This window comes from Litchfieldia stipae (assembly GCF_014837155.1).
Classification (GTDB): domain Bacteria; phylum Bacillota; class Bacilli; order Bacillales; family Bacillaceae_L; genus Litchfieldia.
In genome coordinates this window covers 308,800-323,709 of record NZ_JACYHA010000002.1, presented here as the reverse complement: position 1 = coordinate 323,709, position 14,910 = coordinate 308,800, and the positions used below count along the sequence as shown (strand labels likewise).

The following is a 14,910-nucleotide window of genomic DNA, read 5'->3' as shown; positions in this document are numbered from 1 at the left end:
ATAAAAACCTACTGCAATAAGCAGTAGGTTATTCCCATATATATGGTGTTTCTTGATATACATAATAATTTAACCAATTTGAAAATAAAAGGTTTGCATGTGATCTCCATGTGTGACGAGGCTCTTCGTTTGGATCATCATTTGGAAAATAATTCACAGGAAGGCTAATGTTTATTCCTTTTTGAGTATCTCTAACGTATTCTTCTCTTAACGTATTACAATCATACTCTGGATGTCCAGTTAAGAAGATACGCTTTCCATCACAAGAGGCTACAAGGCAAACACCAGCTTCTTTGGAAACTGATAAAATTTGCAATTCCTCAATAGCTTGAATCTCTTCTTGTGAGACTGTTGTATTTCTAGAATGGGGTGCTAAGTAATAATCATCAAACCCACGAACTAAGTTAATATTCGTTTCAAGTAGTTGATGATGAAAGATTCCAGAGCACTTCGTAGGTAGGTCATATTTATTAATTCCATAATGATAAAACAAGCCAGCTTGTGCTCCCCAACAAATATGTAATGTTGAAGTTACATTAGTTTTACTCCATTCCATGACTTTTTTTAATTCTTCCCAATAAGTTACTTCTGAGAATGAAAGATGCTCAATTGGCGCACCAGTGATAATCATACCATCGAATTTTCGATGTTCTACTGAGGAAAAAGTCGTATAGAAATTAGTTAAATGATTCTTACTTGTCGTTTTAGCTTCATGCGTTGCTGGACAAATAAAGCTTACATTCACTTGTAGTGGTGAATTCCCTAATAATCGTAATAATTGTGTTTCAGTCTTTTCCTTCTCAGGCATAATATTGAAGATCAGTATATTTAAAGGTCTAATGTCTTGTCGATATGCTCTGTCCTCATCCATAACAAAGATATTCTCTTGCTCTAAAATATTTTTAGCCGGTAGATTATGAGGAATATTAATTGGCACTTTGTCATCCCCCTTTTCATTCATGTAAAAGTGTCATTTATATTATAGAAAGGTTTTGACTATTTAGCAATTAATGAGATTAAGAAATTTCAAAATACGAAATATTAACTGTTTTATTTTTTTTATAAATTATTTTTTTATTTGTTGTACAATATAATTTGTCAGTATACATACAGATCAGTCTGAGGAGGTTTTGAAATGAATGTAAAAGTGAAAGTGAAGTCAGATATTGAAATTGCTCAAGAAGCTAACATGGTACCTATTATGGAGATAACGAATTCAATTGGCATTGATCCAGAAGATGTTGAACCATATGGTCATTATAAAGCAAAGCTTAGCCTAGATATTCTAAAAAAGAATGCAAATACACAAGATGGTAAGGTCATTCTTGTTACAGCAGTTAACCCAACACCAGCTGGTGAAGGTAAATCAACAGTTACTGTTGGGCTTGGACAAGCTTTATCATTATTAGATAAAAAAGCAATTATTGCGATGCGTGAGCCTTCTCTTGGTCCGACTATGGGTGTAAAAGGTGGAGCTACAGGTGGTGGTTACTCGCAAGTAATCCCAATGGAGGATATTAACCTTCACTTCACTGGAGATATTCATGCGATAACAACTGCAAATAATGCATTATCAGCTATGATAGATAACCATATATATCAAGGAAATGAGCTTCAAATTGATGCGAGAAGAGTCATATGGAAAAGGGTAGTCGATTTAAATGACCGTGCATTAAGAAACGTCATCATTGGTTTAGGTGGTCCAATTCAAGGTGTACCACGTGAGGATGGATTTGATATTACAGTAGCATCTGAAATCATGGCTATTTTCTGCCTAGCTTCTGATTTACAGGATTTAAAACAAAGGCTTTCAAGGATTGTCATTGGATATAATTATAAAAAAGAGCCAGTTACTGTTGGTCATCTTGGAGTAGAAGGTTCATTAGCATTACTTCTAAAAGACGCAATAAAGCCTAATCTTGTTCAAACATTAGAACATACACCAGCTATTATCCATGGTGGTCCATTTGCAAACATTGCTCATGGGTGCAATAGTGTTATTGCAACAAAGATGGCTGCAAAACTAGGTGACTATGTTGTAACAGAAGCCGGATTTGGTGCAGATCTTGGTGCGGAGAAGTTTTTAAATATTAAGACTCAGGCAACTGGAATCGATCCTTCAGCCGTTGTAATTGTAGCAACTATAAGAGCATTAAAAATGCATGGTGGTGTTTCCAAGCAGGAACTCCAAAAAGAGGATTTGTCAGCTCTTTCATTAGGGTTAGAAAATTTACAAAAGCATATTGAAACCATCGAAGAATTTGGGTTGCCATATGTAGTTGCGATTAATCGATTCATTACTGATACAACAGATGAAGTTGAGACCTTTACTAAATGGTGTGAAGATCGTAACTATCCGGTAGCATTAACTGAAGTATGGGAAAAAGGTGGAGAAGGTGGACTAGACTTAGCGAAACAATTATTGAAAGTGATAGAAACCGAAAATAATAATTTTTCTCGCCTTTATCAAAACGATCAACTAATTGAAGAAAAAATACGAACCATTTCCACGAAAGTATATGGTGCAACTGATGTTGAGTTTTCTTCAAAAGCAAAAAGGCAAATCATTGAAATTGAAGCAAATGGTTGGGGAAACCTGCCGATTTGTATGGCAAAGACTCAATACTCGCTTTCAGATAACCCATCACTTCTTGGTCGACCAAATGACTTTACTATTTCCATCAGGGAACTTCGTCCGAAAATTGGTGCTGGCTTTATCGTTGCACTTACTGGTGATGTAATGACTATGCCAGGATTACCTAAAGAACCAGCAGCATTAATAATGGATGTCGATGAAAATGGTAAAGCACTAGGATTATTCTAATGTTCGATCCAACTATTTTTGATAATTTAAAGGTAGTAATTGAGGGAGCAATCTACGATAGAGATTTAGATGGGGAATTAGCAGTCATTGATCGTAAGGATATGATTGATTTAGCGTCTTTAGCGCGTAGCTACGTTATTACTATAAAAAATAGAGATATCAAACAAGACATTACAGCAACTATCACATTGGTAATGGACTTAACAAATTTATCTGCAGAATTATTAAACACAAAGGGACATTTTCCTGGCTGCCAAGTAAATGTTGTTTTTAACATGAAAATGAAAGAACATGAAACAACATGTGAACAAATACAACAAACAATGTATGATATTTGGGGTAAAGGTCGTAAAGTGACACAAGAAGTTACCTTCATATTTCAACAAGAGACACAAAGAGAGTATTTAAATACAATTAAGTTAGAGTTTGAACGACTAATTGGAGAAGATCAAATGGATGATTTGTTAGGTATGATTCCTTATATCTTAAGTACTACAAAAGAACTAAGTAATATCATTTCTGAATAATGATTAAAGAGGTTGTCCCATAAATGCTATGCGCTTATGGGGCAGCCTCTTTCTTCTAAGTATCGAGCATATCTTTTAAAAAATGCTACTAAATACCCTAATATATGACTTAATACTGCTTTTTTTTATGTTTTTTTCAAAATTTACTCTTGTAAACTAGTAATTTATGTTAGTATTTTAATTGAATAAATATTGTATGTTTTTGAATATAAAAACTCTTAAACAGATAAGGGGATGACAAAATGAAGAAGGTTATTTTACCAACACTCTGCTTTGCAGTATTATCTACGGCTGCGTTTGAACAAACCATTCAAGCTTCCACCATTAAAACTACAAATTCCGAAAAAAATACGATTAATCATACATATGAAAAAATTGTTAATATAAATGCTGGATCAAATTTAAATGTGAGAAAAGAACCGTCTATCCATGCTCAAATACTTACTAAATTAAAAAAAGGTGCAACAGTTACCATGCATTCAGAGTCAAATGGGTGGGCTGAAATTACTGCAAATGGAGTAAAGGGTTTTGTTAGTGTTGATTATCTAAGTAATCCAACAACGACGAATTTAATCAATTCAGTTTCTACAAAAACGATCAATGTTAATGCTGGATCAAATTTAAACTTACGTAAAAGCCCAACAATCAGTTCAGAGGTTCTTGCTAAATTAACTAAAGGTACTGTTGTAACTGTCTTATCAGAAACAAATGGCTGGGCGAAGATTAAAGTGAACGGTAAAGAGGGGTATGTTAGTTCGCAATATCTCCAAACACCTAAATCTAATTCAAGCTCTACTTCTACGGGTACAACTGATAATAAACCATCTACTATTTCAACTAAAATTGTCAATGTATCAGCTAATTCAAGCTTAAACGTGAGAAATCAACCAAATACAAATAGTACGATTATTCTAAAGCTAAATAAGGGTAAACAAGTAACTGTATATTCAAACTCAAATGGTTGGTCGAAGATAAAAGTTGAAGGAAAAGAAGGATATGTAAGCTCTCAATATTTATCATCTTCAACTAATAATTCTAGTCAGAAAGAGACCATAAGTACGCCTGATAAAAAAGAAGATCCAATCACAAAATATGTAAATGTTTCGAAGGGTTCGAATCTTAATATGAGAAGTTCAGGATCTACGAATGGATCTATCATATTAAAATTAGCTAGTGGTGTGAAAGTAACTGTCTTATCTGAGTCAAATGGTTGGTCAAAAATTAAGGCTTATGGCAAAGAAGGATATGTTAGTACACAATATTTAACGGTGAAGTCAGCAACACCTGATGTAAAACCACCAGTAAAAGAAGAAGTAATTATTAAGTATGTAAATGTTAGTTCAAACTCAACACTAAATCTACGTTCAAGTGCGACAACAAATGCGACGATTACAGCAAAATTAGCAAACGGCACTGAAGTAAAAGTCCTATCAGAATCCAACGGTTGGTCAAAGGTCCAAGCAAACGGCAAAGAAGGCTATGTAAGTACACAATATTTAACGGTGAAGTCAGCAACACCTGATGTGAAACCACCAGTAAAAGAAGAAGTAATTATTAAGTATGTAAATGTTAGTTCAAACTCAACACTAAATCTACGTTCAAGTGCGACAACAAATGCGACGATTACAGCAAAATTAGCAAACGGCACTGAAGTAAAAGTCCTATCAGAATCCAACGGTTGGTCAAAGGTCCAAGCAAACGGCAAAGAAGGCTATGTAAGTACACAATATTTAACGGTGAAGTCAGCAACACCTGATGTGAAACCACCAGTAAAAGAAGAAGTGATTATTAAGTATGTAGATGTTAGTTCAAATTCAACATTAAATCTACGTTCAAGTGCTTCTACGAATGCGACGATTACAGCAAAATTAGCAAAAGGAACTGAAGTAAAAGTTCTATCAGAATCCAACGGTTGGTCAAAGGTACAAGCAAATGGCAAAGAAGGGTATGTTAGTAGTGAATTTCTTTCCGATAAAAAAGAAAATATAAAGGAAGAAGATTCATCAGTAAAAACTCCTGATAATCAAGATTCTGAAGAATTAATTACGACTATTAAATATGTTAATGTAACAAGTGGCTCTAGCCTGAAAATGCGAAACAAACCATCAACAGATGCTTCTGTTATTGTGAAACTAGCTAGAAGTGTAGAAGTCGAAGTACTATCAGAATCAAATGGCTGGTCAAAGATTAACGTATACGGACACGAAGGATTCGTAAGCTCTGAATTTCTTTCGTTAACAAAACCAGAAATAATCAAGGACGAAGAAAAAGAGACGAATCCGATTGAATCAGAGGTAATCTCAAAATACGTAAATGTATCAAATGGATCGAGTTTAAATCTTAGATCTTCAGCATCAACTACAGGTACTGTTATTTCTAAGCTTTCTCGTGGTACAGTGGTGACAGTTCAATCTGAAGAAAATGGTTGGTCAAAGGTTAGTGTAAATGGACAAGTTGGCTATGTTAGTACACAATATTTATCAACTACTGAGGTCAATAACTCTACATCATTTAATGGTACGATTACTAAAACAGATGTTTTGTATGACCTAACAATTGATGAGTTTACAAAGTTACAGATGGCGGTTAAACCACAAACAGATAAAAAATATGCTACATACATAAGAGAAGATGCGTTAGTATTTGATAATAGTGAACTTCCTTCAGTTGGAACAGTTTCTGGGAATGTGTGGAATGTTAGAGGTGGGGCTGGAACAGATTTCTGGGTTGTTGGTCAAGTAACAAATGGTCAAAAGCTACAGATTATTTCTAACTCAAAGGATAAAGATGGGTACATTTGGTATGAAGTTCAATACAATAAGTCATGGGTAAATGCAAATCCTGAAGATGTTAAGCATTATCTTAACCCTTCTAACTTCAGTGATCATGCTGTTGAATCACTTCAATTTCTGAAATTGTCAGAAACGACCAAGTTAGATGTTGATGAGGTTAATAGTAGAATACTAGCTGGTAAAGGGATATTGACAAATCAAGCAGCTACGTTTCTAGCAGCCGGAGAGATAAGTGGCGTTAATGAAATCTACTTAATTTCCCATGCTTTGCTTGAAACTGGTAATGGTCAATCTCAATTAGCAACAGGTGTTCAATACAAGGGCAAAACTGTCTATAATATGTACGGAATAGGTGCATATGATGGTACAGCGCTCGAAAGTGGGGCTGAGTATGCATATAAGGCAGGGTGGTTTACACCAGAAGCAGCCATTATTGGTGGTGCTGAATTTATTTCACAAGGCTATATCAAGGCAGGACAAGATACTCTTTACAAAATGAGATGGAATCCTGGTGGAGCTGTAGCAAAAGGGTCTGCGACTCATCAATATGCAACTGATATTGGCTGGGCGTCCAAACAAGTTAAACAAATTTATAATTTATATAGTCTCTTAGATTCATATAGTGTTACTTTAGAGATTCCGAAATATAAATAAGTCTATACGAGATCGAAATGCTATGCAGGATTGTGCAAACAATTTGTTGCATAGCATCTTTTTTTAAAATTTTCCCCATCACGTAAAATAGTGTAATATAAGTGATATTAGGTAGGTGTCTAATAATGAGTAATCGTAATCATCAGATACAATTAACAGAACAGTTCGTATATGAACAACTAAAGAACGAAAATAGCGGACATGATTGGTGGCATATCAAGCGAGTTTGGAATACTGCGAAAGTAATTGGTAAGCTTGAGGCAGGCAATCTTTTTGTCATTGAAATGGCCGCACTTCTTCATGATATTGCCGATGAAAAACTTAACGATTCTGAAGAAATTGGACTTCTTAAAGTTCGTAATTGGTTACAACATCTAGAAATTGAACAAGCACTATGTGACGATATAATAGAAGTAATTAGTACGATTTCTTATAAGGGTGGTAAACAACCATCCGTAAAAACAATTGAAGCAAAAATCGTTCAGGATGCAGATCGATTGGATGCCATTGGAGCAATTGGAATAGCACGAACGTTTGCTTATGCAGGGGCAAAGGGTGATCTTATTTATGATCCAGAATTACCATATAGAGAAAATTTAACAAAAGAAGAATACCGAAATGGGAAATCTACAGCCATCAATCATTTCTATGAGAAACTGTTGAAGCTAACTGCAACATTGAACACAAATGCTGCTAGGGAAATGGCTAGGACAAGACATGAATTTATGGAACAATATTTAGAACAATTTTTTAAAGAATGGAATGGACAGCTATGAAACTTCTAAATGTAGAAAATATATCAAAGAGTTATACTGATAAAAAACTTTTTGACCAAATTTCATTTAGTATTACAAATAATGAACGTATTGGAATTATTGGAATTAATGGTACGGGAAAATCAACCTTATTAAAGGTGATTGCAGGAATAGAGGAATTGGATTCCGGACAAATCACACATTCTAAGGGATACACGATTAGTTACTTACCACAGCAACCTGAATTTATAGAAAATAACAGTGTTCTTGAACAGGTATTCCATGGAGACACTCCACTCATACGAATTCTCAGAGAGTATGAAGAAATGATGCTTTGTCTTGAGAAGAATCCTATGAATGAAAAAATCCAGCATGAACTATATGCAGTTCAGCAAAGAATGGATATCCAAAATGCATGGGAAGCGAATTCAAATGCAAAAGCTGTTCTAACAAAACTAGGTATTCATGATTTCACTGCTCGTGTAGGTGATTTATCAGGGGGCCAGAAGAAGCGAATTGCCCTAGCACAAAGCTTAATACAAACACCAGATTTATTGATATTGGATGAACCAACCAATCATCTAGATTATGAAACCATAAACTGGCTTGAAGAGTATCTCTCAAAATATAACGGAGCATTGCTTCTAGTTACACATGATCGTTACTTTCTTGATCGAGTGACTAATCGGATTTTAGAAATAGATAATGGCAAGATTTATAGTTATCAAGGAAATTATGGGGCATTCTTAGAAGCGAAAGCGTTAAGAATGGAACAAGAATTAGCTTCCGAACAAAAACTACAAAATCTCTATCGCAAGGAATTAGCGTGGATCAGACGAGGTGCAAAAGCAAGAACAACGAAACAAAAAGCAAGAATCCAAAGATTTGATGAACTTGAAGGAAAGACACAGAGTACTCAGACAGAAAAGCTAGATCTCTCACTAAGTGGAAGTAGACTAGGTAAGAAGGTTTTCGAGTTAAGAAATATTTCAAAAAGCTTTGAAGAGAAACAGTTAATTAATGATTTCACCTTTATTATTAAACCGCATGATCGAATTGGGATTGTTGGTAAGAACGGTAGTGGGAAATCAACTTTATTAAATATTCTTTATGGTAGTATAAAAATCGATGAAGGTGAAATCGAAGTAGGTCAAACCGTTAAAATTGGGTACTATACTCAAGAAAATAAAGATATGGACCTGAATAAACGAATGATTGAATATATAAAGGAAAGTGCAGAAGCCATCCATACTAGTGATGGAAAGCTGATATCTGCTGCACAGATGCTTGAACGATTTCTGTTTCCGATGAATAGTCATGGAACTCCAATTCATAAGCTTTCGGGAGGGGAAAGAAGAAGACTTTACTTGTTAAAAATTCTGATGACAGAACCGAATGTATTATTAATGGATGAACCAACAAATGATTTAGATACAGAAACATTAACTGTACTTGAAGATTATTTAGATGACTTTCCTGGTGTCGTAATCACGGTATCTCATGATCGCTACTTCCTTGATAAAGTCGCTGACCAACTATTAGTATTTGGTGATCAAGGGAAAATAAGTAGTTATATTGGATTATACTCTGATTACCTTGAGAATTCGATTTTAAAACAGAACGATCGCGAACAAAAAGTTGTAAATCAAGTGCAAAAAACGGAAGAGAAACCAAAAAAGAAGAAGTTATCATATAATGAGCAACGTGAGTGGGATGAAATTGAAGAGAAAATTGCACTACAAGAAGAAAAATGTAGTCAGTTGCTAGAAGAGATTGATCAAGCGGGTAGTGATTATCAAAAAGCACAGCAATTAACCACAGAACACGAGCAAGAAAATAAAGTACTTGAAGAATTAATAGAACGTTGGACAGAATTATCTGATATTGTTGAGAATAGTTAATAATAGGCTGTTTTCTCAAAGTTTGTTGTTTTTGAGGTGAATTAATTGAGAATAGATTTCTAGCAGTCTGAATACACGGGGGACTCCCGTGGGACTAGTTGGCTCCCCCAGGACGCGGAGTGTATTCAGGCTGCGGTATCACAAGTAACAATATATACCTAAACAGCCTAATAATAATAAAAGAGCGTAGAATCTATTTACGCTCTTTTTACAATGTTGTTTATTATTTATATTGTACAATCCTTTTTGCTCCGATATATCTTTCCTTCCAATAGGACATGCTCATTTTTGTTATCGTGACACCTCTTGAAGATTCTGAATGGATAAATTTACCGTCTCCGATATAAATTCCAGCGTGTGATGGTCCTTTTTTGTAGGTTTGGAAAAAGACAATATCACCTACGCTTAATTTATTTACCGAACTTCCAACATTCCAAATTTCATTCACTGTTCGAGGAATATTGACTCCTTTTTGAGCAAATACATATTTTAAGAAACCACTACAATCAAATCCACCAGGACTCGAACCACCCCAAACATACGGTGTGCCAATATGCTGCATGGCCACAGAAATCACCGATGTATCTACTGAATACTTTTGTTCTTTAGGAACTTGTTTTTCTTTAGATACATTTTTATTATTTGAAGTCGTTACAGACTTAGTGGTAGTTGAAGCTACATTTGATTGATGATTTGTTGTTATTGTGTTAATCGTAATGCCTTTCACATTTTTATTTTTTAATAGATGTAGGGTGGTTTCTTCTGTTGCCTCTCCAGATTGATCTAATTTATGTTTTTTCTGATAACTTACTAAACTATCTTCAGTCATATTTCCAAAAACGCCGTCAATTCTCCCCTGATAGTAACCTAATCTATGTAATCTTACTTGTAGCTGTTGAACTTCAGGGCCTTCATCTCCCTTTGAAAGATCTTCTGGTTTTGGTTTCATCAAGAGTTCATTTAGCTTATTAAGTGTATCTTCTCCAGCAATTCCATCTATTTTAAGATTGTGTTTTTGTTGAAATTGTCGAACGGCTTCTTGTGTATTCGGACCATAGTATCCATCAATTTTTTCAAAATAAAAATTAAACTTCATAAGTTCTAATTGCAAAATTCGAACACTATTACCTGTATGACCATATCTAAGTGTATTATGTGTATTAAAGAAATCATCATAATACGTTTCTGGTGATAATTCGTCAGGATTTGATGCTTCTGCATTCTCAGGTGACGCAAAAAAGAGGCCAGCAGCGGCTACAGACGTAACTAACAAAGCCTCTTTAGTACGGTTCGGCTTTTTCATATGATGTATCCTCCTTGATGTGTGTATAAAAGCTGAATCATTAAATCATATTGAGTTAAAAAAATAATATTCCTATTTTTGATTTGCTGCATTTGTCAATGATCGATTGAACCCATAAAGCACTTAGATGGAAAACGTACATAGTCCTATGGTAAAATTTATTAATATCAATCTTTCTAGGATTGCTTTGTATATGAAGGAGGACTATATGAGAATAGTTTCAATTGAACCAACTCCAAGCCCGAATACAATGAAAATTAATTTAAGTAATGAATTGCCATTTGGGAAAAGTAATAATTATAAAAAGGGGCAAGAAGAAGGCGCTCCATCTGTTATAAAAGAAATTTTAAATATTGATGGCATAAAAGGTGTCTATCATGTGGCAGACTTTTTAGCAGTTGAAAGAAATGCTAAGTATGACTGGGCAGACCTATTAGCTCAAGTACGAAAGTCATTCGGTGAGGAAGTTAATGAGTCTGAGACAAACAAAAAAATAAATGAGCATTTTGGGGAAGTAAAAGTCTTTGTACAGATGTTTAAAGGGATTCCAATGCAAGTGAAATTAAATGATGGAAATGAGGAAAAGAGGGTTGGATTGCCGGAACGATTTGGCAAAGCATCTCTTGAAGCTCAGTCGTTTTCTGAAAATGTTGTTATGGAACGTGCATGGAATGAACAAGGTGTACGCTATGGTTCTTTAGAGGATATCGCTCACGACATTGCCGAAGAACTAGCAGCAGCTTATCCAATTGAAAGGTTGAACCGATTAGTAGAAATGGCAAAAAATCAAGAATCGGTTTCAATGCAGCAAAGAAAACGATTTAAGGTTACTGAAGAAATGCTTGATGATCCTGATTGGACTAAAAGATATGCTGCTCTTGAGCAAATGGATCCAACTGAAGATGATATCGACGTCTTGTCAAAGGCGCTTCAGGATGAAAAAGCATCTATTCGTAGACAGGCAACGGTATTCTTAGGAATGATTGAGTCAGATAAGGTACTTCCGTTATTATATAAGGCATTAAGGGATAAATCTGTTACAGTCAGAAGAACAGCTGGAGATTGCTTATCTGATATAGGAAATAAGGATGCGATCGAGCCTATGATTGAAGCATTAAAGGATTCCAATAAGCTTGTAAGATGGAGAGCAGCGATGTTTTTATTTGAGGTGGGGGACGAAACCGCTCTTCCAGCATTAAAGGCAGCAGAAAATGATCCGGAATTTGAAGTAAGCATGCAAATTAAATTGGCGATCGAACGAATTGAAGGTGGAGAAGAAGCAAAGGGTTCTGTTTGGAAACAAATGACAGAGAGTAGAAAATCATAATAAAACTTGTAGGAGGAATAAATGATGTCAATGGCATATGAAGAATATATGAAACAAGTCGTACTACCAATGAGGAAAGAACTGGTGAATGCAGGATTTAATGAACTAACAACAGCAGATCAAGTAGATGAATTCATGAATAATGTAGAAGGTACAACTTTAGTGGTAGTGAATTCGGTATGTGGTTGTGCTGCTGGTTTAGCAAGACCTGCAGCTACTCAAGCAGTATTAAATTCAGAGAAGAAGCCTTCACAATTAGTGACTGTATTTGCTGGCCAAGATAAGGAAGCAACGGCAAGAATGAGAGAATATTTTACTGGATTTGAATCATCTTCTCCATCTATGGCCTTGTTAAATGGGAAGGAAGTTGTTCATTTTATTCCACGACACGACATTGAATCTTTCCCAATGGAACATATTATGAATAATTTATTAGAGGCATTTGATAAATATTGTTAAGGGATGAAAGGGTGTCATGAGGCATCCTTTTTTTACAATTGAAAGGAAGTCAAACGGTTATGATTGTGACGACAGCAGGTCGAACAAATCAAGAATGGGCTGACTTTGCAAGTCAAATTGCAGACGAACTTAGGATTGAATATATAGTTAGAAAGAAACGCTCTGTCATTGAGTTACAACAATTATTTGATGATGATGTAATCGTTGTTGGGAAGAACAGACTAGAGATTCATATGAGGAATGCCTCAGAACCGATGTTTTTTCATCCGAATTCAGCCATGTTTAGAGCAAAGCGAATTGCTAAAGGAGAACATGATCCTTTTCTTGAGAGTGCTGGACTGGAAAAAGGGATGAAAGTATTGGATTGCACATTGGGTCTTGGGTCAGATAGCATTATCGCAAGCTTCTCGGTTGGAAGTGAAGGAACGATTATTGGACTTGAAGTCAATCCATATATTGCTTATGTTGTTTCTAAAGGGTTGCAAACATGGGAAAGTGGTCATGAAAAGTTAGATGAGGCGATGAGAAGGGTACATGTTGTCTCAAAGGATCACTATTCATATTTATTAGAATGTGAGAACGACAGCTTTGATGTGGTTTACTTTGATCCAATGTTTGAAGAAAGCATTGATGAATCAAATGGAATTAATGGGTTGAAGAATCTCGGGGAAAAAACATCTATTACAAAGAGAGTCATTAATGAAGCAAGAAGAGTAGCAAAGAAACGAATTGTACTAAAAGACCATTGGAAAAGTGCTAACTTTCAAAAATATGGATTTAATGTGGTACAAAGAAAGTCAGCTAAATTCCATTTTGGTACTATAGATCTTGAATCAGAGACAAAGAAAAGAAGCTGAATCAATTTGATTCGGCTTCTTTCATATGGTTCGAGTATTTAAAAAACTCAACGATCTTATTAATCAGCAACATTTAAGTAGACCATATACGCTAATGTAATAAAACTAATTGAAATAAAAATTGCATCCATTATAAACCCACCCTTGCTATGTATTTAATCATTATATCTATTTTAACAAATTGTGGACATTTTATGAATGAAATCTTAAAAGAGTCAGTTAAATATTTGTAATCTATTTTTAATATGATTTTAATTGTCAAAACTTTTAAAATTTATGGTAGAATAATATTAAATTAGATTCTTAAATGTACCTGAAAGGAAGAGTACGATGCATAAATGGTTTAGGAAAGCAATGCTCGTTTCATTCTCAATCCTTACACTCGGGATGATTACACCACCTCCTGCTTTAACCATGCAGGAAATGAAATCGGATGAAACGTCAAAACGTAATGCGATTGCTCCATCTACAGAAAATAATGCTTATTTTTCAATAGAAACTTTTAAAGCTGAGATCGACAAAAGGGAAGAATTTATTAATTTTGCCATTTTGCAAGCTGAACAACAATCCTTCCAGAAGTTCGGTGCGAAAATTTCACCAGTTATCGAATTTGAATTTAACAGTCAAATATTACCTAAAATTCAAGAAGCGATTCAGCAATTAGCTGAAACCTATCCTGAAGAAACGCTACATAATTTAGATATTTCTGAAAAACCAAGTGGAGGAATAAGTGAGAAAATCTTTCATATCTATGATAAAACAACGAGAAAAGATTTAATAAGATTTCATGAAAGAAGAGACCAGCCACCAGGTGAAGGTTATTGGTTTAATTTTCATTACCATATGTACCATGATCAATTCCAAGACCATCACGAATTAGGTGCAATTTATTGGGATAAAAACACGCCTCCAAAATGGCTCAGTTAAAATATAAACAGGAGAGTGAAACAATGAGTCGAAATTACACATTAGACGAAATGGTTGTTGAAGCAAAGAATATGCTTAGCAGTCGTGGTGTTCAGGTAATTGATATTGCAAAAATTGTATTACAGCTTCAAGAAAAGTATATTCCAAACATTACTCTAGAAGAATGCATTCATAATGTTGAAAGAGTATTGGAAAAAAGAGAAATAATACATGCTGTATTAACAGGGGTATCAATGGACATTTTGGCTGAGCAGGGTCTATTACCAGAACCATTGCAACACTTAGTTGAAACAGATGAACCTTTGTATGGAATCGATGAAATCATTCCGTTATCGATTGTAAACGTCTATGGATCAATCGGCTTAACTAATTTTGGTTACCTTGATAAAGAAAAATTCGGTATTATAAAGGAATTAGATGAGCATGAAGGGCTCCATGTTCATACTTTCTTAGATGATATTGTATGTGCACTTGCTGCCGCAGCTGCAAGCCGTATTGCTCATAGATATAAGGATGTCAAAGAAGGTAGAGTTGAAGCGTTTATACCTGAATATTAATTAGAAAAGGCTTTTTCAAACGTTGTA

The 14,910-nt window shown here is 34.8% G+C and carries 12 protein-coding genes; 10 read left to right on the top strand and 2 right to left on the bottom strand.

Annotated features, from left to right (window positions below; translation table 11 throughout):
* Window positions 1-28 precede the first annotated feature (28 nt).
* Window positions 29-937 (bottom strand): homoserine O-acetyltransferase MetA, encoded by a 909-nt coding sequence (gene metA / locus F7888_RS03775; protein ID WP_191777316.1) that lies wholly within the window; start codon window positions 935-937, stop codon window positions 29-31.
* Between the two features lie 198 nt (window positions 938-1,135).
* Here metA and F7888_RS03770 point away from each other — a divergent pair, with 198 nt between their 5' ends.
* The 5 genes from F7888_RS03770 to F7888_RS03750 all read left to right on the top strand — a co-directional run bounded on the left by F7888_RS03770 (window position 1,136) and on the right by F7888_RS03750 (window position 9,453).
* Complete coding sequence (locus F7888_RS03770) at window positions 1,136-2,824, top strand: formate--tetrahydrofolate ligase (protein ID WP_191777314.1); 1,689 nt, start codon at window positions 1,136-1,138, stop codon at window positions 2,822-2,824.
* The gene (locus F7888_RS03765; RefSeq protein ID WP_191777312.1) at window positions 2,824-3,351 is read left to right on the top strand and encodes a hypothetical protein; all 528 of its coding nucleotides are present in this window, start codon (window positions 2,824-2,826) and stop codon (window positions 3,349-3,351) included. Before F7888_RS03770 ends, F7888_RS03765 begins: the two co-directional genes overlap by 1 nt.
* 242 nt (window positions 3,352-3,593) lie before the next feature.
* Complete coding sequence (locus tag F7888_RS03760) at window positions 3,594-6,797, top strand: SH3 domain-containing protein (protein WP_191777310.1); 3,204 nt, start codon at window positions 3,594-3,596, stop codon at window positions 6,795-6,797.
* A 125-nt stretch (window positions 6,798-6,922) separates the two neighbouring features.
* Complete coding sequence (locus F7888_RS03755; RefSeq protein WP_191777308.1) at window positions 6,923-7,573, top strand: HD domain-containing protein; 651 nt, start codon at window positions 6,923-6,925, stop codon at window positions 7,571-7,573.
* The gene (locus F7888_RS03750; protein ID WP_191777306.1) at window positions 7,570-9,453 is read left to right on the top strand and encodes an ABC-F family ATP-binding cassette domain-containing protein; all 1,884 of its coding nucleotides are present in this window, start codon (window positions 7,570-7,572) and stop codon (window positions 9,451-9,453) included. The genes F7888_RS03755 and F7888_RS03750 overlap by 4 nt, the downstream gene beginning before the upstream one ends.
* A gap of 223 nt (window positions 9,454-9,676) precedes the next feature.
* Here the strand turns inward: F7888_RS03750 and F7888_RS03745 are convergent, their stop codons facing one another.
* Window positions 9,677-10,756: a C40 family peptidase gene (locus F7888_RS03745; RefSeq protein WP_191777304.1), complete on the bottom strand. Its 1,080-nt coding sequence runs from the start codon at window positions 10,754-10,756 to the stop codon at window positions 9,677-9,679.
* Window positions 10,757-10,964: 208 nt separating this feature from the next.
* Here F7888_RS03745 and F7888_RS03740 point away from each other — a divergent pair, with 208 nt between their 5' ends.
* The 5 genes from F7888_RS03740 to F7888_RS03720 all read left to right on the top strand — a co-directional run bounded on the left by F7888_RS03740 (window position 10,965) and on the right by F7888_RS03720 (window position 14,883).
* The gene (locus F7888_RS03740; protein ID WP_191777302.1) at window positions 10,965-12,083 is read left to right on the top strand and encodes a conserved virulence factor C family protein; all 1,119 of its coding nucleotides are present in this window, start codon (window positions 10,965-10,967) and stop codon (window positions 12,081-12,083) included.
* Between the two features lie 24 nt (window positions 12,084-12,107).
* Window positions 12,108-12,542 (top strand): BrxA/BrxB family bacilliredoxin, encoded by a 435-nt coding sequence (locus F7888_RS03735; RefSeq protein ID WP_191777300.1) that lies wholly within the window; start codon window positions 12,108-12,110, stop codon window positions 12,540-12,542.
* 59 nt (window positions 12,543-12,601) lie between these two features.
* Window positions 12,602-13,399, top strand: coding sequence for a class I SAM-dependent methyltransferase (locus tag F7888_RS03730; RefSeq protein WP_191777299.1), 798 nt, complete (start codon window positions 12,602-12,604; stop codon window positions 13,397-13,399).
* 330 nt (window positions 13,400-13,729) lie between these two features.
* Window positions 13,730-14,326 carry a YpjP family protein gene (locus tag F7888_RS03725; RefSeq protein ID WP_191777298.1) on the top strand — a complete coding sequence of 199 codons (597 nt, stop codon included), beginning with the start codon at window positions 13,730-13,732 and terminating at the stop codon, window positions 14,324-14,326.
* 23 nt (window positions 14,327-14,349) lie between these two features.
* A complete protein-coding gene (locus tag F7888_RS03720) occupies window positions 14,350-14,883 on the top strand; it encodes a phosphatidylglycerophosphatase A family protein (RefSeq protein WP_191777297.1) in 534 nt (177 codons plus the stop codon).
* Window positions 14,884-14,910: the final 27 nt, after the last annotated feature.

Coding starts and splice junctions, on each gene's coding strand:
- F7888_RS03770 (WP_191777314.1), top strand. CDS start 1,136: ATGAATGTAAAAGTGAAAGTGAAGTCAGATATTGAAATTGCTCAAGAA.
- F7888_RS03765 (WP_191777312.1), top strand. CDS start 2,824: ATGTTCGATCCAACTATTTTTGATAATTTAAAGGTAGTAATTGAGGGA.
- F7888_RS03760 (WP_191777310.1), top strand. CDS start 3,594: ATGAAGAAGGTTATTTTACCAACACTCTGCTTTGCAGTATTATCTACG.
- F7888_RS03755 (WP_191777308.1), top strand. CDS start 6,923: ATGAGTAATCGTAATCATCAGATACAATTAACAGAACAGTTCGTATAT.
- F7888_RS03750 (WP_191777306.1), top strand. CDS start 7,570: ATGAAACTTCTAAATGTAGAAAATATATCAAAGAGTTATACTGATAAA.
- F7888_RS03745 (WP_191777304.1), bottom strand. CDS start 10,756: ATGAAAAAGCCGAACCGTACTAAAGAGGCTTTGTTAGTTACGTCTGTA.
- F7888_RS03740 (WP_191777302.1), top strand. CDS start 10,965: ATGAGAATAGTTTCAATTGAACCAACTCCAAGCCCGAATACAATGAAA.
- F7888_RS03735 (WP_191777300.1), top strand. CDS start 12,108: ATGTCAATGGCATATGAAGAATATATGAAACAAGTCGTACTACCAATG.
- F7888_RS03730 (WP_191777299.1), top strand. CDS start 12,602: ATGATTGTGACGACAGCAGGTCGAACAAATCAAGAATGGGCTGACTTT.
- F7888_RS03725 (WP_191777298.1), top strand. CDS start 13,730: ATGCATAAATGGTTTAGGAAAGCAATGCTCGTTTCATTCTCAATCCTT.
- F7888_RS03720 (WP_191777297.1), top strand. CDS start 14,350: ATGAGTCGAAATTACACATTAGACGAAATGGTTGTTGAAGCAAAGAAT.